Source organism: Pseudoduganella sp. R-32, assembly GCF_049913245.1.
In the GTDB taxonomy this organism is placed as follows: Bacteria; Pseudomonadota; Gammaproteobacteria; order Burkholderiales; family Burkholderiaceae_D; genus Rugamonas.
In genome coordinates this window covers 40,107-64,990 of the sequence record NZ_CP183987.1, presented here as the reverse complement: position 1 = coordinate 64,990, position 24,884 = coordinate 40,107, and the positions used below count along the sequence as shown (strand labels likewise).

Sequence of the window (24,884 nt, the reverse complement as noted above, 5' to 3'; positions counted from 1 at the left end):
AAATTCCGAAATATGAATCAAGCCACCTTTCCAGCACTGCCGGCCGTGCAGGTCATACGAGAATTGGCCGACGTTGGCCGCCAGGTACGAGCCCACCGCAAACAGCAAGGATTACGCATTGACGATGCCGCCGCGCTGAACGGCGTCTCTGTGGATCTGCTGTCGCGCCTAGAAAACGGCGCCGGGGGTATTCGCACCGACAAGCTCCTGGCGGTGCTGGACGGTCTTGGCCTTGCCTTGGTTATCGCGCCGAAGGATCACGAACTACTTCAACGCCTGCCCCAAGACAGGCTTGCCGGTAACGAAGCGGCATGAAACAGCCAACTCACCAGCTAAGCCTATGGCTGCACAAGCGTCATGTGGCGGATATTGGCTACGAGCCGCTGAACGAAGCCTGGTCTTTGCGTTATACGGATGAATGGAGGGAAGACCTCCAGGCGTTTGCACTCTCGCCGGCCATTCCGCTTAACACAGAATGCAGTTCAGCCCCGATACGCCGCTTCATCGAAAACCTGCTGCCTGAGGGGCGGGCGCTGGACATCGTGGCATCGGCACAAGGCGTCGCAAAGAGTAACGTCTATGGCCTGATTCGCGCACTGGGCACTGAAACCACGGGCGCATTCCGATTCTTGCCACACGGCGAGGATGGTAGTACAGAGCCCGCGAGAATCCGTCCGCGCGAGATCACCCTTGCGGAACTGGACGAGCGTATTGGTGAACGCGAATCACGTCCCCTCGCTGAATGGGATGGCAAGGTCCGCATGTCTGTAGCTGGCTACCAGGACAAATTGCTGGTCTATGCAAACGGCGAGCCAAGCGAAGCGCCAATGTTCCTGCCCGACTTCCCATTGGCCTCTACCCACATTCTTAAACCGGAGCCGGTCGACGCTCGCCTGCCCCATATGGTCGCCAACGAACATTTTTGCATGACGTTGGCAAAGCGCCTTGGTCTGCCGGCAGCCATAGTAAGCATCCTCCGCACGCCGCGGCCCGTCCTTGCGATCGCACGCTTTGACCGCACAACGCATAACGATACAAGTGGCGCATGGGTGGAGCGCAAGCACATCATCGATGCCTGCCAGGCCAGCGACTTGCCGGCCGCATACAAATACGAACGCAATATCGGCAGCGTAGGCGAGGCGGCGCTGTACCGTGACGGTGTCAGCCTGCCGAGGCTATTCGGCCTGCTTGCGCACGCAACCCGCAAGGCTGCCGACCGGCTGGCGATGCTGCGCTGGGCGCTGTTCCAGCTCGTGATCGGGAATAGCGACGCTCACGGCAAGAACTTCTCCTTCTTCGTGAACAGGTCAGGCCTGCAAGCTGCGCCCTGGTATGACCTGGTAAGTGTCGTGCAATATCCTCAGTTTTCTCACGACCTGGCCATGGCATTTGGCGATGAATTCAACCTTGATCAGATCAAGGCGTTCTCGCTGGCCGACTTTGCCCAGCGCTGCGGAATCGATCGGCAATTGCTGGTGCGTGAGTGTCGCCGCCTGCGGGATGGAGTGTGGCAGCATGCCGCAGACGTGGCAAATAGCCAGCCATACTTGCCGGAGGAACGAGAACTGGTGAACAAGATTGTGGAGTTTGCCCTATCACAGGCTCACCGGCTGGAAGCAATCTCCAGAGAGGCAAGCCGCATCCCGCCAAACCTGCTCTGAAACAAAGTTGTGATCAGCAACTGGTGCTCAATGCATGCAGGACCACCTCCCATGAGTTGCGTTCCTGCTCCAGCCTAACGCAGTGTCCCCAGCGGTGCGCGCGCAAACCCTGGTACACAATGCGTTCCGCCGGCTGCAAGAGCGACAAGTCTTCCGCCCAGGACTGTTCCAAGTGCGTATCGTGTCGCTGGTAACTCGCGCACGATTTGCTGAAGATCAACGTCGACAAAATTTACACGCGCAAACTGGGCTCTCGCGTCAACCAGACGATTGGAGCCTGCCGTGGACAATGCCCTGCTCAGCTTCTTCCAGCAAGACAAGGACCTGATCACGGACAATCGACCGCTGCGCCTGCGACTGGCCCATCCGACCCAGATGCTGGAAGATGTGCTGCTGCCGCAGATGGTGCAGGGCGCCGAAGCAATCTGCGGCAGCGTTGAATACCGCATCCTGTGCGTCTCGCTTGACGCCTTCATCCCGCTGAAAGAACTGATCGCACTGCCGGTAGCGATCGACATCGTCACTGACTGCGGAGATTTGCGCACCATCTGCGGCATTGTCACCGAGGCGCGCGCCGGAGACAGCGACGGCGGACTGGCCAGCTATCAACTGGTGCTGCGCGATGCGCTCTCCATCATGGAGAAGCGCACCAACACCCGCGTGTTCCGCAACAAGAACGAGGTGGAGATCGTCACGCTGATCCTGGATGAATGGATACAGACGAATCCCGTCATCGCGACCTGCTTCCACTACGAGATGGACGACTTGTTCGCGCACCAGGTCTATCCGCAGCGCGAATTCACCATGCAATACAACGAATCAGACGCTGCATTCATCCGGCGGCTGCTCAAGCGCCGCGGCATTGCGTGGTACTTCCGTGCAGATCAAGGCAACTGGCCATCGCATACGATGGTGCTGTTCAATCACCCGGATAGCTTATTGCCGAACGCCGCAGGCGTCGTGCGCTATCACCGCGATGCCGCCACCGAAGAACGGGACACCATCAATTCCTGGTGTGCAGTCCGCACGCTTCAACCTGCCAGCGTGACCCGTTTCAGCTGGAACTACAAGAATCCTCGTACTTCGGACCTCATGCTTGCCACTGCCCGAAGCGGCGCCGACCAGGGCGAGTCAGGCAACGAAATGGCAGCGAGCCTGGATGATTACCAAGTGCTATCGCCCCACGCAGGCGACGATTACGATGACTTGTGCCGGCTAGGCGAGTTGGCAATGAGCCGCCATGACCTGGATTCAAAGTGTTTTCACGGCGAAGGCAGTGTGCGCGACATGTGTGCGGGCGAATACTTCGCGCTTGAAGGCCACCCGGAGATCGACGGCCACCCTGGCGGTGAACGCGACTTTGTTCTCACCTCGGTGCAGCTTACGATTTCAAGCAACCTTTCCAAAGGCATCGCGGAAAGGGTTCAGCGCGTTTTCTCGCGCAACCGTTGGATTGCGGGCGATGCGCTGGCGCATTTTGATCCGTCCCAGTCCAGTACGCGCATGAAGGTCGCCTTCACCGCAGTACGCCGGGGTATTCCAATCGTGCCGGCATACGACCCGCGAGCCGAGGTTCCAAATGTCCCGATGCAGAGCGCCATCGTTGTAGGCCCGGAGAACGAGGAAGTCTACTGCGATGAACTGGGCCGCGTGAAGATTCGATTTCGCAGCACGCGGCCCTCCGATCATGAACATGCGCAGGGTGCAGGTGCCGCCGACAGCGATGTCGACTCGGCCTGGGTGCGCGTCGCCAGTGCCTGGGCTGGGAATGGGCCCGGAAACTTAAACCAGTGCGGAAGCTTGCATTTGCCGCGTGTAGGCAGTGAGGTGCTGGTGGCATTTCTCGGTGGCGACCCAGACAGGCCGGTAGTCGTCGGCCAGGCCTACAACGAGATCGCAAAACCACCAGCGTTGAGCCAGGCAGGTGAGTTGCCGGGTAATCGGTACATTTCTGGGATCAGAAGCCGTGAGATTCGCGGCAGCGGAGCCAATCGATTGCGCTTTGACGATACGACGAGGGAGATTAGTGCGCAACTGGCGAGCGACCACGGGACCTCTCAACTGAACTTGGGGTTCCTAACAGCGCCTCGCATGGATGGCTGTGCAGATCCGCGAGGAGAAGGAGTTGAACTACGTAGCGATAAAAGCATTGCTGTACGCGGCGAGGCAGGAGTCATCGTCACTACAGAGCGGTCCAGCGCAACTGAAGGACGGCAGATGGATGTGACGAGAATGACCTCACTCCTTGAGGGCATCGTTAATCTGGCAAAAGAGCTGAAAGAACGCGCAAGGGAAAGTGAAGGGGACCGTCTGTCGGTGGAGCAGTTGGAAAAAGCACTCGACGATCTAAGGACGTTTGGGGCGGATCAACCTGCTTCGATGGTCGTTCTCGCTGCGACCAAGGGCATTGTTAATGGCAGTCATGCAGGTTTTTCGGTAGCAGCTGCCCAAGATATCGATTTTGGTACGGCCACGAATATTTCGCTCTCCGCAGGAGAAAGCACAGCGATTCGGTCGGCCGAAGACATCAGCCTGTTTGCGAATGAAGGGGCGCTCAAGGCTATTTCGGCGGGCGGTAAGGTTTCTATTCAGGCGCAATCAGAGCAAATGGAAATTCTTGCGAAGAAGGTCGTCGAAATTATCAGTACCTCAGACTGGATAACTATCAGCGCGAAGAACGGTATCCGAATAAATGGCGGTGGATCAGAAATTGAGCTGACATCGGGTGGAATAAAGGGCTACACGAGCGGCAGCCATCACATGTACGCCGGCGATCATCAAACTTTTCCGGGGAAAGGGAAAGTCCTGCAGTTTCCGGGGGATAAACAAGTTCACAAGGTCTGTGTTCCATGTCTGGCAATTGCCGCTCAAAGCCATAGCCCATTCGCGCCATCAAAATGAACGACTATTCGACATATGCTCTTATGGATGCATCCTTAATGGTGGATGCAGAGTGCAAACCTTGGACGAAGAGTAAGCGTCGTCCCAGTTGGATGGTCTCGATCTACGAGCGACAAGCGTGGGACGTTAGTCCATTCATTGTCGACATTGAAGCTGCCTACCTGAGGAACAGGATTGATGCAGTAATGGCGATGTCGAACTTTTTACGAATGGGAGTTCACGTTTCATTCATAGATACCAAGCTATCTGCCATCGATCTTGCGGACCATCTTCGCCAATTCAGCTACGTCGTAAGCGAAGCGAGAGGAGAGCTCACATTACGTATTGCAGATGGTATTGCCATCCGCTGGATCCAAGAAGTCATGAGTCCCGAGCAATGGGCCGCAGTCCATCAGCCAATTCGTCGTTGGACGGCTCACTCGCGAGAAGGGCAACTTACTGCGCTGCCTGGCCCAAAAGACGTTAAACCAGTGGAGGCTCCACTGATGTTCTCTGCACACCAAATCGCCGCTCTGGAAAACTCACATGAGCCAGACCAGCTCTTGTCTAATCTGCGCGCAATGCGGAATGATCACCGTTGGGCGGCGAGTCCGCAATTGGAGTTTGAACTCGCCGAGAAGGTTCTGAAAGTATGGCGAGAGTCCAGACAGATAGATTCGGCGACTCTCCTGATATTTGCGCGATCGGTATTCGACACAAAGGGGAGCCTATTAGAACTACCCACTTTGAAGCAAATCCTATCCCAAGACGACCCGGTACTCGTGCGGAGATCTATTGAGCGTGCGACCGCTGCGCAAAATGGAAGATGGTCATGAAGTTCATCGCCGAATACCGATGGCCGCTTTTGTCGGTAGTCGTGATTAGTGGCGCTTTGATCTATTGGGGGACACGAGATGAGGACAAGGTCTGGGTATCGATCGCCGCCGCACATTACTTCCCGCCAAATCACCGGATTGATGAGTTTTACGTTGATCGGCTTGCTTATGGAAATTCCGGCTTTGATGGGTATGCAGATATGGGGATGTGCTGTTTGTGGCTACCGAAGCAATGGCGGCCAGGAATGGAGGTCGATGTCCGTTGGGTTGTCAGTGATTGGACGGAGTCTCCAATAGAAGATAAGGAGCACTTTGACTGGGAAAAAGTGAAACTCGTTGGAATCTATCGTGCAAAGGTTCCGGTCGAGCGTTATGAAGAAGCCGATGATGTCTTTGTTCACTTTTTCAATGGCGGGAGGGTAAGGGTTGCGCCGGGAGTTCGCGATTTCCGTGACAAGACGGACCTAGAGGGAAGCATATTGAAGGCCGAAGCGAAGGCAATAGTCGGCCAAAAAGTCAGCGAGGCCTTCACAGCCAAAGAAGAGGCCGAGATTCTCGAAGAACGCGAAAGATGGAGAGAGCGGAGGAGAAGATGGCCATGATCGAGACGAATCTGTTTGCGCCTGCAGAACCGGAACCATTTTTAGACAGGATGAATGAGTTCAGGGCTGAAAGCGTTAAATCACCTGACTGCGAGGTCGCACTTCAATTTGGCCTGTTCTTCGACGGTACCGACAATAACTATGAACGCGACAAGGCTGCATTAGGTGACTCTAACATCGCTCGACTATGGAAAGCCTACCCTAGGCGGCCAGAAGAAGGAATCTCGCGACTATACGTGCCTGGTGTCGGCACAACTTTCCCTGAGATTGGCGCGGAAGCGGAGGGATGGCGCGGGACTGCATTTGGCATCGGATGCGAGGCACGGGTCTTGTATGCGTTGCTGAAGACGCTAGAGTTTGTTCGCCATTTCATCGACCCGCAAAAGCCAGCATTTACCAAGGAACAGCTGAACATTCTCTGTCAATACAGCCTGGTGACGTCCAAGGCGAAGGAGCGGACCCTGTTAGGTATGGGGCTGGCATGCGGCTTGCAGGAACTTGGCGATGATCTTGGTAGGCGGCGACAAGCGTATTTTCATAGAGAGACTGCAGACCTTGGGAAGAAGTCGCGAAGTTCAGCCGTGCGCGTGAAAAGTATCGTCATCGACATCTTTGGTTTTTCTCGCGGAGCTGCGGAGGCAAGGGCATATGCAACTTGGCTTTGCGAGACGCTTGTTAGCGGAAAATTTGCCGGCGTTCCATTGACGATCCGATTCATGGGGCTACTCGATACGGTCGCGTCTGCAGGCCTGGTCGAGATGGTTTCTAACGCCTTGAAAAAGTCAACTGGTGGCCACAGTGGATGGGCTCGTCCCGAATCGCTACGCATCCCGTCGCAAGCGCTGAATTGCGTGCATTTTGTTGCGATGCATGAGTTTCGCAAGAATTTTCCGGTCGACTCAATCTTCAAGGGAGGGGTGGGTTCGCCAAATTTTCTTGAATTGGCGTATCCCGGTTCTCATAGCGACGTCGGCGGTGGATATTCTCCAGGTGAGCTTGGAATAGCCGCAGGTATTGCAACACCGCTGGCCGATTCGACGAAGCTATCCCAGATTCCGCTTAACCATTTGTATGACTATGCGCTTGCGGCCGGCGTCCCACTTAGCAAGGAGTCGGCCAAGGACAAGCGTTCTTACTATGATCCGTTTGCGATGTCGAAGGACCTTAAGGCCGCATTTAACTCCTTCTTAGCCATCAACGGAACAGATAAACGAACTCTCGCAGATTGGGCAAGGATTTATCTTGCCTGGCGCTGGCATATTCGAGAAAGCTATAGTGAAGTTGGCCATGTTCGGCGTGCAAAGAAGGACCAGCATTTGCTGCTATGGGCAAATCGCAAGCTGATTGCAGATGCTGAACGCCTACTATCGAAAGCTGGGAAATCGACGCGCGTTTCTGCGGTAAAAGATATGATCTATAAGTCTGGGCCCCCAGTCCTGGATTTCGTGACGCCGGTGGCCATTTCGGATGAACTTGAAGATGAAGCCGGAGTAGTGTTGAAGCAAGCTATTGATTTTGGTATCCCAGCCAATGGGTTCGCTGACTTCTTCGACCATTACGTTCACGACTCATACGCAGGATTCTGCGCAGACTTGAAAGAACCAACTGGCTATTGGCGCTACAGAAAGGGCTTCCAAGGCTCCGATAAGCCGTTGAATGCCGAGTTGGGCGATGACAATACTAAAGTCCAGCAAATCGCATAGCGAGCGAGGGGCCAAATGAAGAACTCGAAAGGGAAAGGTGTTATTCGGCTTGGGGACACAACCTCACATGGCGGGAAGATCATCATGGCTGATCCAACTTTCAAGGTCCTTGGAAAACCAATTGCGTGCGAAGGGCACATGACAATGTGCCCAAAATGTCGTGGCATGTTTCCGGTTAAAGTAGGCAGCTCGGAGCGCAAGCATAAGGGTAAAGCTGTCGCCTATGAAGGTGATCAGGCCGCTTGCGGCGCGAAGCTGATTTCCTCAATTTGATTCCAATCCATTCAAGGCATGGCTTCCATAACCGGCCAGCGTTTCGAAATGTTCCCATCTTCCATAACAGCGATGTCGCCGAACTGCTGCAGCACTGCCTCGCTCTGCCGCGGCCGGAAGAACACGTAGTCGTCGACCTGCAATTGCTGCGCCCCCGATCCCAGCAAGGCCTGCTGATTGGACGAATTTCCATACAGGCCGCTAGCCGCCAGCCCCGCCGGCGACACCGGTTCCGCCATCCAGTTGCCCCCATAGACGAAGTAGACGTGCTCCTGGTTCACGTCCCATGCGCGCGCCGCATCGCCCAGCACCTCAACGCCAATCGGCATCTGGAAGCGTCTATCGGCCTTCAGCACCGGCGTAGCGATGAAAGCAGCTGGAGACAAATCCCGCAGCAAGTCGGTATCGAAGTCGCTCGGCTTGACGAGCGCGGAGCCCAGCGCAATTTCGTTTGCAGCCCCGCTGCCGTCATGCAGCCGGTAGGTCGGTGAACCGCCCGCATTGAACACCAGCGCATCTGCCTCGCCCTGGGTGCGCATGCCCTGCGTGGCAATCCCGGCGTACTCACGGTAAATGGTTTTGGCTTCTGCCAGCGCCTTCTCGCGCAAGCTCGCTAATGGAAGCTTGGCAACGTGCGCGTCATATCCCATCATCCCCGCCCATTTAAGGCGAGGCTCCTCACGCAAGATCGCCAGCATCTGCTGCAGCATCTGCGCGCTATCCACGCCGCCACGATGCAAGCCCACATCGATCTCCAGACTGACGCGCATATCCAGCTGCTGCGCCTTTGCCAGGTCGCGATACTGTGCCAGGCGTTGCGGCGTATCCACCAGCCACTGCAACTGCCGCTCCGGATTGAATTGCCCACCCTGGAAGCTCCGATAGAACTCCGCTGCCGCAGCAACAGGGAGAGGCTTGCCGAGCAACAGGTCCACGTCCCCGCGCTGCGCCGCAAGCTGCTGCAGGTAAGGCAGGTTGAACACCATCAGCCGGCGCGTCTGCATGGTTTGCATCAGTAGATCCAGCAAGGGCAGGCAGGGAAGGGACTTGGCCACCAAGCGCAACGGCAGGCGCCCATCCACATTGCGCATTACCTGGCGCGCATTAGCCAGAAGGCGGTCGCGGTCGATCACCATGGTAGGCGTGGCAATACCTGCCGCACGTAAGGCCCTGGAAGCGCGCGCAAAGTATTCCGCATGCGGCGCACCCTTGTCACGCGGGCGGACCGCCAGCGCAGCAGCGCCCACCAGTCCTGCGCCGATGGCCGTCATCACAGCACGTCGTTTCAACGCCACCATCACGCCACCCCAAACATCGAACGCAAATGCGGATTGAGCATGCGGCCCTGCGGGTCCATCTTCTGCCGTAGCGCCAGGAAGTCGTTCCAGCGCGGATAAAGCGCCGCCAGCTCCTTTGCCGTGAGGTTGTGCAGCTTGCCCCAGTGCGGCCTGCCGCCATGCTTGCGGAAGATCGGGCCCAGCTCGGTCACCAGGTAATCGTAAGCCTCCCCATGCGCCGCATGCACGGCAATGGAGCAGCTGTCACGCTTGTGGAAGGGACTGAGCCAAGCATCGTCACCTTTGATGAAGCGGAACTCCATCGGGAAGAACACTTCATTGCGCTTTTCCAGCGCAGCGATGATTTCGCGCACGCAGGCGATGCCCGCCTCGCGCGGCACGTGGTATTCCGTTTCGTTGAAACGCGTTGGCCGTACCGTGGAGAGAAGCTTCCACGAGCGGTTCTTCGCCTCCTCGGTCAGGTCCGGATCGATCAATTTGCCTGCCGCCCAGCGCCGCAGGTCGGGGAACCTGCCCAGCCAGTCGCGCAGCTTGCGCAGGTCGCTCAACATCTCCTCATCCTGCGAATGCGGCACCAGCACATCGCCGCCCTGGTACTCGTCATGCGCAATGCCCGCTGCAAAGCCGGTGAAGGGAAGGTAGTAGAACTCGAAATGCCGATGCTTGCGCGCCAGCTCGCCGGCCTGCTCCAGCATGTCACCCACAGGTCGCAGCCACACCTTGCGGTGCAGGCTGAAGGATGGCACAACCCGCACGGTCGCCTGCGTGATGACACCCAAGCTGCCGAGGGAAACGCGCGCCGCCGCCATTTGCTCGGGATGGCGCTCCTGGTCCCACTCCACGATCTCGCCTTGCGGCGTGACCAGGCGCAGCGCCATCACGTCCGCATGCATGGCTTGCAGGTTCGCCCCCGTGCCGTGCGTGCCGGTGCTGATGGCGCCTGCCAGCGACTGCATGTCGATATCCGGCAGGTTGCGCAAGGCCATCCCAACGCCATCGAGCTCGCGCGAGATCGCAGCCAGGCGGGTGCCTGCGCGCAGCGTGGCAGTCATGGCCGCCTTGTCGTGCGACAGCACGCCGGACATGCGCTCCAGCGAAATAATCGTGCCGTTGGTAGGCACCAGGGGAGTGAAGGAGTGGCCCGCGCCTACACAGCGCACCGTGCCGCCAGCATTGCGCAATAGGTCTGCGAGTGCCTGCTCGTCGGCCGGCGTGGCAAGCGATTGCGCCTGGCATTGCTGCACTTCCGACCAGTTCTTCCAACGGAAGGGACGGGGTTGCATCGGCGCTGCGTGCGCACGACCCGTTAGCAAACCCGCCGCCGCCGCCATGGCGCCGGCCTTCAGGAACAGGCGACGCTGCCTCATGATCCGCTCCTTGCCATGAAGAGGGTGAGAGCCCGCAGGTCATCGGCGCTGCAGTCGTTGCATTGGCCCATGGCCGGCATGGCGTTGAAGCCATCGCTTGCATGCCGCACCAGCTGGTCGATGCCCTTGTCGAGACGCGGCTTCCAGTGCGGCGCGAAGCCCGCCAGCGGCGCCCCGCTGCCGTTTCGCGCATGGCACATCATGCACGAACGCTCGTAGCGCTCGGCCAGCCGCAACTCTCCCGGCCGCGCCGTATCAGCCCATTGCAGGTCGGCCGCAGCCGGCTCCTGTTTGGCAGCAGAACAGGCGCACAGGCCTGCCAGAATCGCCATTCGCAACAACGCCCGCATCGACTCCCCTTCTTCAAGTGGGACAACGTCAAGCGAGAATAACGATGAACTTCGAAAAAAACAATGTTTTTGTCCTGGGGGCACGGATGCATTGTCGAAAATGCTACAACGAGTTTTTCGAACGTTATTTCGCGCGCAGAAGCCGCCTGGTAAGGATCGATCGCAGTTGGCGCCTAGTGTCGCAAATGATGTGGACGAAGACCACGTTCCCGACGATTTCATAGATTATGCGGTTCATGCCTGCAATAGCCTGGCGGAATTGCCCAAGCTGAAGCTCTGCGATTTCGTCAGGAATGGCACCGCTCGTGGGAAAGTCGCGCAATGAACGAATCGCGGACTTAATCTGTTGGTATGTCGAAACCCAAGCTAGTTTGCCGAAATTCTTGATTACATAATTTCGTAGCTCAATCAAATCTTGCTCGGCGCCAGCGAGCAGGACAACTTTCACTCGCCATCTTTCTTATCGAAATCGGCGAACACATCCTCCGCGTCGCGATATTCGCCACTGAGCGCCTCTTTCTTGCCTATGGAAAGTAGCTTAAGCATGGCAAGGGTTTCCTGGTGCTCTTCGTATGAACGCACATCCATGACGACGAGCTTGGCTTCGCCATTCTGGGTGATCAACATGGGCTCGCGCGACTCGGTGAGTTCTTTGATAACCTCTGCAGCGTTACTCTTCAGGTAGCTGATTGGTTTGACTTGGGCTGAGTATTTCATGTGGAGTCCTGGATCCTATGAACCAATTTTGGTCTTTTTTTAGTCCAGTGTCCAGCAGATGAAACCCCAACTGTGAGGCTTTCACTCATCAGCATCACCTCAAGGCGGTAGGGGCGAAGCGATGCAGGATACCGGCCAACAGCACGTCAATCAATGCATCCAGGTGCCGATTGAATTCGTCATGCTCGAACCACGGTTCGTTCTCCCCGAATACCAGGCGCAATGACACCATGCCGTGCAGGCCTTCCCAGAAGATCTGGGCGATCGCTTCCGCCTGGTCCAGTGGAATCTGCCCAGTGCCAGCCAGGTCGACAAAGAGCTGACAAGCGAACGCATACGGGTCCTGCGCCTGGTTGCCGTGTTCGACACGGGAGCTCTCAATCGGTGCGTGCGGCCTGCGCTCCATGAAGACCAGCGCGTACTGGTCGGGGTGGCGCATGCCAAAGGTCACGTAGGCTCGGCCTACGCGGCGGATGTTTTCGAGGTGCGGCAGCTTTGCATCCACGGCGTTGCGCATGGCCTTGACCAGGTCGAGCAGGTCGCTGTCCATCGCCTGGGTGATCAGCGTAGCCTTGTTCTGGAATAGGTTGTAGACCACGGTCGTCGAAAAGCCGGCCTTCTCCGCTACCTTGCGGAGCGTAATCTCGCGCGCACCGCCCGCCTTGATCAAGGCACGCACGGCCTTGATGATGTCTTTGCGGCGCTGCTCGGATTCACGCAGCTTTCGAAGCTCTACGCTGTTGGACTTGTTCATTCGGTTTTCTCAAGTTCGCTCTACGCGACCGAGACTAGCATGCGGCCTTTTGTTGGGCAACCAGCCTATTGCAAGCGAATGGCAGTGTCGAACACCCATGTCCGACGGATTTCGATGACGTCATATTGGCGCGCGAGCGCAGGTGGAAAGGCGCCATAAGGCGCCTGGCTGGAGATGACTTTTCGGATTGCTTCGTCGATTGCGGCCACGCCGCTGGAGACGACAAAAGTCACCTTTTCCACGGAGCCGTCGGCCCGGATGGCGACGGTCACCATCGGTGACACGTGGCGCTGTTTGACCACGTCGCGCAGCATGTCGAACGCCATGTTCAGCTCAAATTTCTTGCTCATCGCCTCCGCGTACTGAACGAGGTCGATGTTCGGATCGGCGCGCCCGAAAAGCCAGCCGCGGCGGAGGCCACTAACAGTGGGAAGCAGCGAGCGTGATGGGTTCTTCGCCGCCGCATCGCGTTGGGCCGCCTCTTCGTTGAGTTGCCGGCCGATGGCGCGCAGGCGTTCCTCACGCTCTTCCTCTTGCTTGGCCTTCTCACGTTGCGCCAGCTCGCGCTTTGCCTGTTCCTGGCGCGCAGCCTCCTGCTTGGCTGCTTCCTGCCTGGCCGCCTCTTGCCTGATTGTGTCCTGGCGGGCAGCTTCCAGTTGCTGCGCCTGACGTGCTGCTTCGATCTGCGCCTGCTTCGCCTGCTCTTGTCGGGCGGCTTCCTTGCGCGCTGCTTCCAGGCGCGCGGTTTCAGCGCGTTGCAGCTCCTGGCGGGCCAATTCTTGCCGTGCCGTTTCTTCTTGTTTCGCGCGCTCCCGGCGGGCGTCCTCCTGGCGGGCGAGCTCCTGACGTTCGGCGTCCTTACGTGCAGCCTCCGCTTTGGCTGCCTGCTCCGCGCGCGCGGCATCCAGCCGCAATTGCTCTTGCCGGGCTGCTTCGAGCTGCGCTTGCTTGATTTGTTCCTGGCGCACGGCCTCCTTGCGGGCAGCCTCCACGCGCTCGGCTTCGGCGCGTGCCAGCTCTTGTCGAGAAACCTCCTGGCGTTCGGCCTGCAGGCGAGCAGCCTCGATACGCGCTGCCTGTTCGGCGCGGGCGGTTTCCTGGCGGAGCTGCTCCTGGCGCGTGGCCTCGCGCTCGGCCTCGGCGATCAGCTCAGATTGACGCAGCTTTTCTGCGGCTTGCTGCTCTTGCTCCAGCTTGGCCTGTTCATGCGAGCGCTCCCGGGTTTCCTGCTCGGGCTGCTTCAGCGGGATGTCGTTCGCCTTGGGCGTAACGATTGGCGGCGCGGCGGGCGCTGTCGGCAACGGAACATCGGGGCGCTTCGACGCCACTGTGGGCTCTGGTGCCGGCGCGGGAACGGGCGTTGGCGCAAGTGTCGGCGTTGGAGGCACGGCGGGAGGTGACATGGGCATGGTTGTCACGGTGCTCGCAAGCGCGGTCTTTTCGGACGCAGGCGGCGCCGGCGCGGGGACTGTTGGCCGCGTCGGTTCCGCTGGCAGTTGCAGCGGCCCCGATATGGGCGCTGCAGGCGGCTGGGCCGGCAGCAGCAAGACCTGCAAGTCGTTGGCCCCCAGTCGGGGTTCTTGCCACGGGAAATTGAGTGCGGGAAGCCCGAATGTCTGGCCACCCAGGCTGATGCTCAAAAGCAGTGCGTGAACGAATGCGGAGATCACGAGCGCAGAGCTCAGTCGCCACGGTTCGCGCTGAAAGCTATTGAGTCGGCCGAGTGTGATTGCTGAGGACATCACCACAGACTATCACAAAGGCAGGCGGCTATTAATCAACTGGCAACTGATAGGGTGAAATACGCAACACTGAACTACGTCACGAAGACAATTTCCCTGGTGTAGGCGCGATAAAAAGCCGGCTCGTTGACTTTGCTTTTGAGCCAGAAGTAGAAGTCCACGTCTTCGCGATGTCGAGCATAGGGATGTAGACCTATTGCAGATTTCTTCTCGTACGCCAACTCGAAAACTGGTGTGCCGCGATGAAGAACGCGGAAGTGCGAGACCGTCTCCTGATCCGCGATCTCGACTGTGGTTTCATCGGCATCAGGGTGGTACAGGGTGTCGTGGAAAATCAGAAGGGGCCCATCAGGAGTCGCCAGCAAGACAATCGATTCCGCGTGATGGCCGCTCTCTTCAATCTCGTATAGCCCGAACGCGACCTTCTCTGCGTCTACTTCTGTGGACGGAGCAAATTCCCTGGCACCGGTGGCCAGGTCGATCTTCATCAGCGTGACGGAGCCGTCAAACTGGGTGACTGCAATGGTTTTGCCTGTCACGAGGGGGGCGGTTTGTCGGTTTCTGAAAGAACCATGCCTTTCAGTGACTCGCAGCACGTTATCGGCCGCCCGAGACCACTGGCATCCACCAAGGCTCCGTTAGAAGGCCAAGCCCCAGCAAGAGCATGGCCCCGGCCAACATTCCCATCACCAGCACATTGCGCGTGCTTTTTCGTTGGGCGGCCCTACTATTTTGAAGCAGAGCTTGTTGGAGAGTAAGTTGTTCTTCTCGAAGTCGAATATCCGCAGCAAACCAATCGCGCTCGGACTGGTTGTGCTCACGCTGGGCATCCAACACCTGGGCAAGGGTCAATTCGATCTTCACGAGGAATTCGGCCATCTGTTTGGTTTCAGGATCTGTCATAGCTGCTTTCATAGTTCGCGGATTTCAGCGCCCGTTACCGTACCGCCCGTGGTTCCAGCGTCATGAACTCCACGCCCTGCTTTTTGGCCGAAGCCATATTGAACTGGGAAAGCGATGCCTGGCCCAAAAGCGGTACACAGGTAGAGCAGACAATGGCGGTGACTTTGCGCAGCTCAAAAGGCCCGATATTGAGCGCATCCAGCACAACCAGTCGCGCGGTGGAGCGGCGGCCGTCGGCAAGGCCGATCACGACCTTGGGCTGCAGCACCTTGTAGCTTGCCCTGGAGCCGGCGAGCATGTCTTCGCTGAGCATGGTCTTCGCGGCCCCGGTATCCACAACGAAGGCTGTCGGCCGTGCATCGCCGATGCGTACCGGTGCATAGAAATGGTCGCCGGTCTTCGACAGGCGCAGGCTCTTTTGTGCACCGGCCAGTGCCTGGCCCTGACGTTCGATCGTCGTTTCGATGGCGATGCGCTGGCCGTCAAAGTAGTGCCCATGGCCTTTCTCTTCCAGCGTGGCGTCGAACGAGGCCAGAAGCGCCAAGGCTTCGTATTCCCGCTTCTTCGCCACCAGCTGCCTGGCCAGGTCGCCGCGCACATTCACCAGCTTGGGCATGATCGCCAGCGTCTTGTAGTTCCAGTCGATCGACTCGTCGATGCGGCCCACCTTCTCCAGGCTTCGCGCATAGGCGGCGAACAGGTCGTACGTGCCCTGGCCCATCTCGATGGCTTTTTCTGCCTGGACGATGGCGAGTGCGTGCTTTTCGTCCCAGCTGTAGATGACCGCCAGGCTCGCAATGGCATGCACGTCGGTGGGGTTCATCTTGATGTACTGCACCCAGTTCTTTTCCGCGCAATCGAGCTGGCGCAGCTGCTGGCATTTGACCGCGCCATCGCGGTAGGCTGAAGGAGGGTAGGTCGTTGCTGCGAAAACGGGCGTGGCGGCAAACGGCAAGGCCGCCAGCAGGGTGCGAGCGAAGAAGTGCATGGGTGTTGGACGAGGATTTATAAGTTTGCTTTTATGCGGCCGCAGGAAGACGGCTGCAAATTATAACCAGTCCGGCTACCAATGTGGCTAATTTGGCAATGCTGGTGCGACGAGCATATTTGCCAAACATCAAGGCCGGTACAAATCACGCGTGCCACTATAGGCGCTCGCGTCAACCAGACGAACGGAGCCAAACGTGGACAACGCCCTGCTCAGCTTCTTCCGGCAAGACAAGGACCTGATCACCGACAGCCGTCCATTGCGACTGCGCCTGGCGCATCCGACGCAGATGCTGGAAGACGTGCTGCTACCCCAGCATGTGCAAGGCAGCGAATCCATCTGCGGCAGCGTTGAATACCGTATCCTCTGCCTCTCTCTCGATGCCTTCATCCCGCTCAAGGAGCTCATCGCACTCCCCGCGGCGGTTGATATTGTGACTGACCGCGGCGATTTGCGCAGCGTATGCGGCATTGTCACCGAAGCACATGCCGGCGACAGCGACGGCGGCCTGGCCAGCTACCAGCTGGTGCTGCGCGATGCGCTTTCCATCATGGAAAAGCGCAACAACACCCGTGTGTTCCGCTGCAAGAATGAAGTGGAGATCGTGCAGATTATTCTGGATGAATGGATACATACCAACCCTATCATCGGCACCTGCTTCCGCCACGAGACGGATGATTCGTTCAAGGTCGATGCATACCCACAGCGCGAATTCACCATGCAGTACAACGAGTCAGATGCAGCCTTTATCCGCCGCCTGCTCAAACGCCGAGGCATTGCCTGGTACTTCCGCGCAGGTAAGTCCAACTGGCCTTCACATACGATGGTCTTGTTCGACAGCGCTGACACGCTGCCGCCCAATGCCGTCGGCGTTGTACGCTACCACCGCGATGCTGCTACTGAAGAACGCGACACCATCACTTCATGGCGCGCTGTTCGCGCCCTGCAGCCGGGCCGGGTGTCGCGCTTCAGTTGGAATTACAGGAATCCCAAAGGTACGGATTTTATGAGAACCCAGGTCGAGGGCCGCTCCGATCAAGGGGAGAACGGCAACGAAATGTCGGCTTCTTTGGATGATTACCTGACCTTGTCGCCCCATGCAGGCGATGACTACGACGACCTTTGCCGACTTGGTCAGCTGACGATGAACCGTCATGACTTTGACACCAAGTGCTTTTATGGAGAAGGCAGTGTGCGTGACTTCTGCGTTGGCGAACACTTCGAACTCGAAGGTCACCCAGAGATCGATGCCCACGGCAGTAGTGAACGTGAATTTGTCATCACGTCACTGCAGATGGCGGTCACGAACAACCTATCGAAAGAACTGACCGCGCGAGTTGAACGGCTGTTTTCCGGTAGTCGATGGATGTCGACGCATGAATGTGGATCATCTGCCACGCGTGTCAAAGTAAATATCACTGCTGTCCGGCGCGGAATCTCCATCGTGCCGGCATATGACGCGCGTTCGGATCTTCCGAACGTGCCGATGCAAAGCGCCATTGTCGTCGGCCCGGAAGGCGAGGAGGTCTACTGTGACGAACTGGGCCGGGTAAAGATCCGCTTTCGGGCTATGCGAACAGAAGATCATCAACACGCCCAAGGCGCAGGTGCCGCTGATAGACACTTTGATTCTGCATGGGTGCGCGTGGCGAGTGCTTGGGCCGGTAACGGGCCAGGCTTTCAGAATCAATGCGGCAGCGTGCTCCTCCCTCGCGTGGGAAGTGAAGTACTTGTCGCCTTTCTCGGCGGAGACCCCGACAAGCCCATTGTCATTGGACACGCTTATAACCAGGCAGGCCAGCCTCCTGCGCTAAGCAGAGAAAGCGGATTGCCGGGAAACCGATTCCTATCAGGCCTCAGAAGTCGAGAAATTGGCGGCGACCGCTCGAATCAACTCAGGTTCGATGACACAGCAGGTGAGATTGCCGTGCAGTTGGCCAGCGATCACGGACGAGCGCAACTGAATATGGGCTTTCTGACCACAGAGCGTGAAAGTGGTGCCGCGAAGACCCGTGGGGAAGGGGCCGAACTTCGGAGTGAACTCAGCACAGTAATTCGAGGAATGGAAGGCGTTCTCATCACGAGTGAAGCTGTCGCGGGCGACGACGCGAAGATGTTGCATCGCTCCGCCTTCATGGAGCTTGTGTTGGGGACAAGACGGATAGCAGAGCAATTGTCGAAGTTGGCTGCTAAGTATGCGAATGACGAAGATACGTGCGATGAACTGCAGCAGCTGGAAAAGTCGCTTGCCGGGTGGGACGAACATGGATCGCAATTGACGGCAATTAATAGCCCATCAGGTGTTGCCCTTACAAGTGGCGGCCCGTTGTTGATCAGCGCTGCCACCGACACAGACATCTGTAGCAGTAACGCGACCCGCTTTTCGTCGGCAGGAATGACTTATGTCCGTTCGGCCAAGGGTCTTCGGCTCTTCGCAAATCAAGGTGGAGCAAAAGTGGTCGCCGCAGTAGGAAAAATTGAACTGAACTCCAATCTAGACGCAGTTGAAATTGTGGCGAAGAAGGTCGTTGAACTCATCAGCACTGCTGACTGGATCAACCTGAAGGCAAAACAAGGGATCAGGCTGCACGGAGGTGGCAGTGAGCTCATATTGAATTCTGAGGGAATTAAGGGCTATACATCGGGAAGGAATGAAATGCATGCTGCTGAGCACCAAACGATGAAAGGAAAGTCAATGAAGGCAGACTTCCCTGGCGCGAATGGTTGCGAAAAGCAGGCTGGAAGTGCCGCCCAATCTGGACGTGCATCGTATGCCTTGAATGGAGGTTGACGATGAATCTCCAGGAAGGATGGCAATTGGTTCCACAACAGGGATTCGTACTGCTCGAACCGTCTAATCGGCCACACTACATTGATGATAAAAGCCTGGCTGGAATTCCATGCGTTCCCTTCGGCCTGGAAAAAATTGAACACCTAATGCCTCAGTTAATCGACCTTTCAACAATCTCAGAATCCGATGGCGAATTGCTTGAAGATCTCTGTGTTGCCGAACTTGAGCATGCCAGGCCCCCTTACGTCTGTGCCTGGATTAGCAGTGAACTGAATGGTGTTGATCTGGCTGCGTTAGTGGCTGAACGCCTTGTTGGACGTAACGGTGGGCATCGGTTGATCTGGCGATTCTACGATCCAAGGGTGACGTCCTTAGCATGTAACGTAATGACGCCGGAACAGCGCGACGCGCTTTTCCAAGATATCCAGTCTTGGGTACTCCCATGGTCTGGCCAATGGTGGCGAATCGAAGGGGCACAGGATCATTCCAGCGCATACGGCATAGCGAATCAGTCTTGGCCAACCCCCGACCAATGGACGACTTTCTCAATCAGTGAATTCATCCATCGCATTCATACAGAGATCTGTGCGAAAAGGTCGATTGAGCCCAAAGCCGCTCCCGCCGTACAGCAAGCGGTTATCCGAGGTATGCGTGAAGCAGCGACCAATCTGGGATTGGTGGAACCGGCCCAGCAAGCAGAATATGCCCGACTACTGGTCTTGTTCGGGGATGCTTTCAAATTCCATCGCCCGCTCGAAGGCATGCGCGAGAAGCTGGCCAAGAGACATATGCAGTGGTCGGAATTCCGGATATTGGTGGATGAGGAGGAACTGGATCGCTTGACGCCAGAATTCAAATTCTCTGTCCAGACGAGGTAATGCATGGCCAAACAGACTTGCAGCTACTGTGACCGCAGCGGCATCCTATTTTATCCCGTTCGCTATGCCGTCGCCTGCCCTGCCGGCGCGTTGGGCGTATCGGGTTTATCAGGCACGTTCCGCGTCGAAGGGGGACCCCAAGATATCAGTCCCGCCAAATTCACATTGCGGAGCCTGAGATCGGGATATCTGTACGTCTACGACGAAAAGAGGAGACGGCTTAAGGCATTTGTTGTGCATCCGACCGGATCTCTGTCACCGATCGACGAGTTCTATGACCCCGTGCAGCAAGCACAGGATACATCTCATGCCTGTGTTTTTTCAATTCATGCGGTAGTCTCTACATGCTTTTCCGTCGATCATTCGGAATCGGACCCCGCAGGTCGGGTTTGGTGCGGCTGGACAAGCACCTTCTGGACAAAGCGACTTAGGGCCAAGGTGTCGGATATCTCCTGGCGCAGGCTGCATATGAAATGCTTTGACGTGACGTCCATGCTGAAGGGCGAAGTTCAGCATGCATGCCAGTTTTCATCAGCTGCGGGCAGCATTCCACATTTTGTCGCTAACGCCCAAGCGCTGAAAGCCGCTTTTGGTTTTAGTGGTGCACCGACCGAAGCCGAGGGAAAGCGGCGGTTGTTGCGCCCTCGTTTCGAGCAGATTCTCGCCAAGAGCAGTTCGGTAGGAAAGGCATTCGTGGTCGCGCTGGACGACCCAGTAGGGATTGCGAACGACTTAAGTGAACTGACGTTGCCAACTTCCTATGCGGGCTTCGATGAAAGTGCTCATCGAGGCTCTGTTTGTATGAATTTGCTCGACTCCTTGGAGTCTGGCGTGCGGAGCGACGCTCGGCTCAAGGCCGAAGCGCGGCACGTCACCGGCCCACAGCCCAAGGTCGAAATGATGGTTGTTCGGGGCGGCGCCCTTCCCAAGAACGACAGGCGAGTCTTCCATAGAACAGAAGCTGAACGCGAGAAGGCTATCCAGAGTGATGTAGACGTAGCGTGGGAAGAACTGATCGTCGACGGAAAGTCATTGTTGGATAGGGATCGAATGAAGGAGTTCCCATCAAAATACGCCGCTGCGATGAAAGGGTTTGAATCAAAGGCCAGCAGGCTCGCCGGTTTGCATAGCACATGGCTTCAGTCCGACCAGCTTGCTAACTGGATGCTGGCCGTACACGATGACGAAGATATTCGCAGTGGCTACGCTTATCGTGAGTCGCTTGCTCAGTGCATTGGCCATGGTGCGAATACAGCTCAGTGCAAGGAAGTCTTACTCGCTTGGCTCAGTGCTGAAAGCGTCACGGAGAACAAGAACTTACTCGGAAAGGCACTGCTATTTAACCAGGCAGAGCTAATTAACGCCACAACCCCGCATTTAAAGTTAAGCGATTTTCCGACCGAAGGAATTCTTAATCTTTACAAGAGAGCACTTGAAAAGGTGTCGAAGGCTGAGGCCGCAAAGCTAGTCGACAGTTTAGTGCTAACAATCGCTAACGTGCTGATCGATGCAGTAGTAAGTACAGCCTCATTCACCGCCAGAAACCTTGTGATGGCAACTCTTAGTTGTACTGGCCAAGTGGTTATTTGGGCTCGAGACAAAACAAAGAGAGAGCTGTGGGAGTGGGTAATCGAAGCAGTAAAGAAAAAATCTTTGCCGTTGTCGCAGACCCGGCAGCAAGCCCGAGCCGCGGCATTTGACGCGGCGAAAACAGGAATCAGGCTTCAGGACGAATCGTCATCGTTTGGCATCCTTGAGATTGATATGAAATCGATTGAAAAGGAGGGGCTTATTGCTGCGAGTAGCGTCCGCTCCAAGTTTCCAAGAGTAGATCAGGTAAAGAAATGGCTTAACTCTTCCGCGCCACGGGAATTCAGGCTAGGTCTGGTGACGTCAATTGTCCAACTGATAGCGCTGGGTTTCGCGCTGAAGGACTTGAATGACAACAACCGGTACAACGAGTTGGAAACGCGAGTCAAGGCCGGAGGCGCAGCTGTCACCATCCTCATGACGGTAACCGAAGCTGCTGCAATGACGGCCAAGAAATCAGCGACGCACCCTCTTTCACTGTACTTGCTTGAGCATTGGAAAATCACTCCAATTACTTTGGCAAGGGTTGGAGCGTCCGCTCGCGTGATTGGCGGGATCGCTGGACTGCTCGGCACCTTTTTTGATTTGCAAAAGGCGTGGATTGCCTGGCATGACAAACGTACTGGTGCTGCTACTACGTATGTTTTGTCCGGTGTGGCCGGTGGCTTCCTGACTTTTGCGGCGTGTACAGGGGTCCCAGCGCTATGGATACCTCTCTTGGCAGCGGTGGCCTTCGCTCTCCTGCTGCCATATCTGAATCGTGCAGAACTGCGAACATGGGTAAGTAGATGCTACTTTGGCACCGAAAGTGATAGGTACCTTTCGAGCGAAGAAGAATTGAAATCGTTCAACGAAGCTGCTGGAGGTTAGGATGGATGAGCGGATCGTTCCCAACAAGTGTGGACAACCGATTCCAGAATGGGATAGCAACCATCGATTGCCTATTGCTGGAAGGGTTGGTCCAGCTATGGCAGACGACGGAACGATATTCCGTGTCAACTCAAGTTACATGGATGTGAGTGACGAGCCGTTTTGTGGGAGACAATGGATAAGTGCAGCGACCTTGGTTGCTTTAGCCGGCTGTATGGTTGGGCTGTTTTTCTCAATGCTTCCATATTTGGACAATCGCCTAGGCCCGCAGGATATTGGCGGATCGCTTACTTTTCTTTCTGTGACTGTGCCGGCGATGTTCGGTTTTGGTTATCTAGCTTTCCGCACCGGGCGTGACGAATTCTTCTCGCTTACGCGCCGAACAATTCGCTTCCATAGAAAAGAGAAGAAGATATTCCAGATCCGACGCCGACGCTTCTTCGCCAAACCCGGCGAAGGCGATATTTGTTGGGAAGTTCCTTGGTCTGACAGGACCATCTTTTGTGTTCACAAAGGAACAAAAACTACATTCACCAACTACCAGATAATGGGATATGTACTCGACGAATCAGGATTAGTTGAGCGCGCGTTCGCAATCGGCAAGGACTGGCCTGAGCTTCCTGGATTGGAGTACCTGCTGGCACAGTGGAACTACTACTGCGCGTTCATGAATGATGGTCCCGAGACCTTGCCTTCGCCAATGCTTTATTTGTCCGAGAAAGAAGACGTTCGCGAATCCTTCTTGCATTGCATGTACGAGATCGACCATTCAGCGGGCATCGTCTTCCGAATCCTTTTTATGCCTGCCATCCTGGGATTGACATGCTTGCGTGTCCTGTCATTATCAACATGCCGTGCGCCGATCTGGCCGGATGATGTAAATCGGCTTTGCGCTGTAGAGGCCAGCGACGTTCACGCACAACCTTCTGGAAAAACCCCAATTGGTTGGGCTGCGACGGTACTGGCCAAACACCGAAACGAATATCCTCACTTTCCGAGGAAGGAAGTCATCGGTTGGTCTGGGCAAAGCGAATCGAAAAATGCAGAACTCTGGGCGGAAGAAGTATCACCGTTAAACGATGTGGCGCCCTATCCTGCGAGAGCATCATGAAAGACAGCAAAGGCCGCGGCACCATTCGCTTAGGCGATAAGACTTCGCACGGCGGAAAAGTCATAAGCGCGACAAGCGATTTCAAAGTGTTAGGTAAGCCAGTTGCTGTTGATGGTGACATGACGTTTTGTCCCCAATGCCGAGGCACCTTTCCCATTAAGACCTCCCATAGTGAACGAACCCATAATGGCAAAGAGGTTGCCTATGATGGGCACCGAACGGGTTGTGGCGCAAAGCTTATTTCGTCAATTTGAGGTTCGTTGGTCGTCTGCTTGCGCGCCGGCTTCGGCGCCGCCTATGAACGGGCGCAACGCGCCATACTGGAACTACACGAGGCACTCAAGGCTGGCGGGAAAGCGCCTGAGTTCCAGCGCGGCTTGGTGAAATTGTTGTCCACTCATGGACATCGGCGCGCCTGGGTAGACCGCTTGCGGCATGTGGGATTGATGTGATCCTGTCTCAGAGCATCCCGAGCGCCAGATTCCAGGGCCAGCCAGTTTGCCCGCGCCTGGTGGTGCGCTGCTGCACAATCGCCTTGGACAGTTGGTCGTCAATCTTGCTTGCCAGCGTATCGCGCCGTTGAACAATCTTGCCCGCGTCAGCACTGTTTGTCGCCCACAGCAGTTCTTCCTTGCAGGCCAGGATTCCTGCACGCTCGATCATCACTTGCGACTGGTTGTACAGCCATCGCAGGAAGCGCTGCGCGCCATTTGGCGCCAGCCATAAATCGCCATACATGCTGACGTACTCGGCGGCGGTCGATGGCTCTTCCAGGTTGCTGCCGTGATGAATCAGGAGTGGCAGAGGCTGGCTTTCATTCAGCAGCAGCTCGGCAATGTAATGATTGGCGGCGAAGCCGCGGCGGAATGCGGTCGCGGCAGCCACCCAGTTATTGTCGATAGCGTGGCACAGGCCCAGCTCATACCAGTAGGGAGGATAGTCCGCGCCCTGCTCTTGCAGAACAAGGGCGGCCTCACTACGCATGCCGGCACGCAGCAGTTCTGAGCCAACCAGGAAACGCGCGCCCTGGTTGTCGTTTGGATTACGAGCCATCATCAGGACGGCGATCTCCGCCGCCTCCTTGTGCTTGCGGCGACGAGCGAGGCCGAGCAGTGCTATCTGCAGCAAGCGCAGGTACGGGCGGTTTTCCAGGTGGCCCCATTCGATCTTGCCAGAAAACCCTTCCGGCATCAGGTCATGTGCGGCGTCCAGTCCTCGCTGTGCCGCTTCAAGCGCTTTGACCGGCTTGTCCATGTCGAAATAGTTCGACGCGAGGAAGCAATGGGCATCCAGTAGCCATGGAGTTTGCTGCAGCTGCTGTTCAAGCGCGGCCTGTAAGCGCTTATCGCTCAGGCGGCCTTGTTGCCATTGGTCGGCAAGCTCGTCGAATTTTTCACCGGCCGCTCGTGCGGCGTTGCTGGAATAGTCGAAGGCGCCCGAATGGTCTGGGAAAATCTGGAACTGAATGGTCATGGAAATTACTGTCTGGATTGCAGCTGAACTGGAAAAATTGAGATTCGGTCGCTATTGTAAGCGGATAAGGATATTGGTCACGAAGGTTTCAACGATC

The 24,884-nt window shown here is 56.7% G+C and carries 24 protein-coding genes; 12 read left to right on the top strand and 12 right to left on the bottom strand.

Annotated features, from left to right (window positions below; genetic code table 11):
- Positions 1 to 12 precede the first annotated feature (12 nt).
- Positions 13 to 315: a helix-turn-helix domain-containing protein gene (locus ACN9MU_RS00285; protein ID WP_426336683.1), complete on the top strand. Its 303-nt coding sequence runs from the start codon at positions 13 to 15 to the stop codon at positions 313 to 315.
- Positions 312 to 1,661 (top strand): HipA domain-containing protein, encoded by a 1,350-nt coding sequence (locus tag ACN9MU_RS00280; RefSeq protein ID WP_426343961.1) that lies wholly within the window; start codon positions 312 to 314, stop codon positions 1,659 to 1,661. The genes ACN9MU_RS00285 and ACN9MU_RS00280 overlap by 4 nt, the downstream gene beginning before the upstream one ends.
- A 13-nt stretch (positions 1,662 to 1,674) precedes the next feature.
- On the opposite strand, the gene ACN9MU_RS00275 is transcribed toward ACN9MU_RS00280, so the two are convergent.
- Entirely contained in the window at positions 1,675 to 1,881 is a 207-nt protein-coding gene (locus ACN9MU_RS00275) for a Wadjet anti-phage system protein JetD domain-containing protein (protein ID WP_426344913.1), read from the bottom strand.
- A 62-nt stretch (positions 1,882 to 1,943) separates the two neighbouring features.
- Here ACN9MU_RS00275 and ACN9MU_RS00270 point away from each other — a divergent pair, with 62 nt between their 5' ends.
- Genes ACN9MU_RS00270 through ACN9MU_RS00250 form a run of 5 tightly spaced genes read left to right on the top strand, consistent with a single transcriptional unit; the run spans position 1,944 to position 7,955 of the window.
- Positions 1,944 to 4,562 (top strand): type VI secretion system Vgr family protein, encoded by a 2,619-nt coding sequence (locus tag ACN9MU_RS00270; protein ID WP_426343960.1) that lies wholly within the window; start codon positions 1,944 to 1,946, stop codon positions 4,560 to 4,562.
- The gene (locus ACN9MU_RS00265; RefSeq protein WP_426343959.1) at positions 4,559 to 5,377 is read left to right on the top strand and encodes a DUF4123 domain-containing protein; all 819 of its coding nucleotides are present in this window, start codon (positions 4,559 to 4,561) and stop codon (positions 5,375 to 5,377) included. Before ACN9MU_RS00270 ends, ACN9MU_RS00265 begins: the two co-directional genes overlap by 4 nt.
- On the top strand, positions 5,374 to 5,979 hold the full coding sequence (locus tag ACN9MU_RS00260; protein ID WP_426343958.1) for a DUF3304 domain-containing protein: 606 nt from the start codon (positions 5,374 to 5,376) through the stop codon (positions 5,977 to 5,979). The genes ACN9MU_RS00265 and ACN9MU_RS00260 overlap by 4 nt, the downstream gene beginning before the upstream one ends.
- Positions 5,976 to 7,682, top strand: a complete 1,707-nt coding sequence (locus tag ACN9MU_RS00255) for a T6SS phospholipase effector Tle1-like catalytic domain-containing protein (protein WP_426343957.1) — start codon at positions 5,976 to 5,978, stop codon at positions 7,680 to 7,682. The genes ACN9MU_RS00260 and ACN9MU_RS00255 overlap by 4 nt, the downstream gene beginning before the upstream one ends.
- A gap of 15 nt (positions 7,683 to 7,697) precedes the next feature.
- Positions 7,698 to 7,955 carry a PAAR domain-containing protein gene (locus ACN9MU_RS00250; protein ID WP_426343956.1) on the top strand — a complete coding sequence of 86 codons (258 nt, stop codon included), beginning with the start codon at positions 7,698 to 7,700 and terminating at the stop codon, positions 7,953 to 7,955.
- A gap of 11 nt (positions 7,956 to 7,966) precedes the next feature.
- Here ACN9MU_RS00250 and ACN9MU_RS00245 read toward each other — a convergent pair whose 3' ends face one another.
- From ACN9MU_RS00245 to ACN9MU_RS00200, 10 genes are all read right to left on the bottom strand, one after another.
- Positions 7,967 to 9,244, bottom strand: a complete 1,278-nt coding sequence (locus ACN9MU_RS00245; RefSeq protein ID WP_426343955.1) for an alanine racemase — start codon at positions 9,242 to 9,244, stop codon at positions 7,967 to 7,969.
- Between the two features lie 8 nt (positions 9,245 to 9,252).
- The gene (locus tag ACN9MU_RS00240) at positions 9,253 to 10,620 is read right to left on the bottom strand and encodes a D-arabinono-1,4-lactone oxidase (protein WP_426319772.1); all 1,368 of its coding nucleotides are present in this window, start codon (positions 10,618 to 10,620) and stop codon (positions 9,253 to 9,255) included.
- Complete coding sequence (locus tag ACN9MU_RS00235) at positions 10,617 to 10,952, bottom strand: c-type cytochrome (RefSeq protein WP_426319770.1); 336 nt, start codon at positions 10,950 to 10,952, stop codon at positions 10,617 to 10,619. Before ACN9MU_RS00235 ends, ACN9MU_RS00240 begins: the two co-directional genes overlap by 4 nt.
- A gap of 142 nt (positions 10,953 to 11,094) precedes the next feature.
- Positions 11,095 to 11,418, bottom strand: a complete 324-nt coding sequence (locus ACN9MU_RS00230; RefSeq protein ID WP_426319768.1) for a type II toxin-antitoxin system RelE/ParE family toxin — start codon at positions 11,416 to 11,418, stop codon at positions 11,095 to 11,097.
- Positions 11,415 to 11,687, bottom strand: a complete 273-nt coding sequence (locus tag ACN9MU_RS00225) for a type II toxin-antitoxin system Phd/YefM family antitoxin (protein ID WP_426319766.1) — start codon at positions 11,685 to 11,687, stop codon at positions 11,415 to 11,417. The genes ACN9MU_RS00230 and ACN9MU_RS00225 overlap by 4 nt, the downstream gene beginning before the upstream one ends.
- 94 nt (positions 11,688 to 11,781) lie before the next feature.
- The gene (locus ACN9MU_RS00220) at positions 11,782 to 12,441 is read right to left on the bottom strand and encodes a TetR/AcrR family transcriptional regulator (RefSeq protein WP_426319764.1); all 660 of its coding nucleotides are present in this window, start codon (positions 12,439 to 12,441) and stop codon (positions 11,782 to 11,784) included.
- 65 nt (positions 12,442 to 12,506) lie between these two features.
- Complete coding sequence (locus tag ACN9MU_RS00215; protein ID WP_426343954.1) at positions 12,507 to 13,769, bottom strand: TonB C-terminal domain-containing protein; 1,263 nt, start codon at positions 13,767 to 13,769, stop codon at positions 12,507 to 12,509.
- A 488-nt stretch (positions 13,770 to 14,257) separates the two neighbouring features.
- Positions 14,258 to 14,671: a hypothetical protein gene (locus ACN9MU_RS00210; protein WP_426343953.1), complete on the bottom strand. Its 414-nt coding sequence runs from the start codon at positions 14,669 to 14,671 to the stop codon at positions 14,258 to 14,260.
- 109 nt (positions 14,672 to 14,780) lie between these two features.
- Positions 14,781 to 15,086: a hypothetical protein gene (locus tag ACN9MU_RS00205; protein WP_426343952.1), complete on the bottom strand. Its 306-nt coding sequence runs from the start codon at positions 15,084 to 15,086 to the stop codon at positions 14,781 to 14,783.
- Positions 15,087 to 15,120: 34 nt separating this feature from the next.
- Complete coding sequence (locus tag ACN9MU_RS00200; protein WP_426343951.1) at positions 15,121 to 16,074, bottom strand: aspartyl protease family protein; 954 nt, start codon at positions 16,072 to 16,074, stop codon at positions 15,121 to 15,123.
- 196 nt (positions 16,075 to 16,270) lie between these two features.
- Between ACN9MU_RS00200 and ACN9MU_RS00195 the strand changes: the two genes are divergently transcribed.
- From ACN9MU_RS00195 to ACN9MU_RS00175, 5 genes are read left to right on the top strand one after another with little or no spacing between them, the layout of a single operon-like run.
- On the top strand, positions 16,271 to 18,865 hold the full coding sequence (locus tag ACN9MU_RS00195) for a type VI secretion system Vgr family protein (protein ID WP_426343950.1): 2,595 nt from the start codon (positions 16,271 to 16,273) through the stop codon (positions 18,863 to 18,865).
- 2 nt (positions 18,866 to 18,867) lie between these two features.
- Complete coding sequence (locus ACN9MU_RS00190) at positions 18,868 to 19,743, top strand: DUF4123 domain-containing protein (protein ID WP_426343949.1); 876 nt, start codon at positions 18,868 to 18,870, stop codon at positions 19,741 to 19,743.
- Positions 19,744 to 19,746: 3 nt separating this feature from the next.
- Positions 19,747 to 22,203, top strand: a complete 2,457-nt coding sequence (locus ACN9MU_RS00185; RefSeq protein ID WP_426343948.1) for a T6SS effector BTH_I2691 family protein — start codon at positions 19,747 to 19,749, stop codon at positions 22,201 to 22,203.
- Between the two features lies 1 nt (position 22,204).
- Complete coding sequence (locus tag ACN9MU_RS00180) at positions 22,205 to 23,314, top strand: DUF6708 domain-containing protein (RefSeq protein ID WP_426343947.1); 1,110 nt, start codon at positions 22,205 to 22,207, stop codon at positions 23,312 to 23,314.
- Positions 23,311 to 23,568: a PAAR domain-containing protein gene (locus ACN9MU_RS00175; protein WP_426343946.1), complete on the top strand. Its 258-nt coding sequence runs from the start codon at positions 23,311 to 23,313 to the stop codon at positions 23,566 to 23,568. Before ACN9MU_RS00180 ends, ACN9MU_RS00175 begins: the two co-directional genes overlap by 4 nt.
- Positions 23,569 to 23,773: 205 nt before the next feature.
- Here ACN9MU_RS00175 and ACN9MU_RS00170 read toward each other — a convergent pair whose 3' ends face one another.
- Positions 23,774 to 24,787 carry a hypothetical protein gene (locus ACN9MU_RS00170; RefSeq protein WP_426336664.1) on the bottom strand — a complete coding sequence of 338 codons (1,014 nt, stop codon included), beginning with the start codon at positions 24,785 to 24,787 and terminating at the stop codon, positions 23,774 to 23,776.
- Positions 24,788 to 24,884 lie beyond the last annotated feature (97 nt).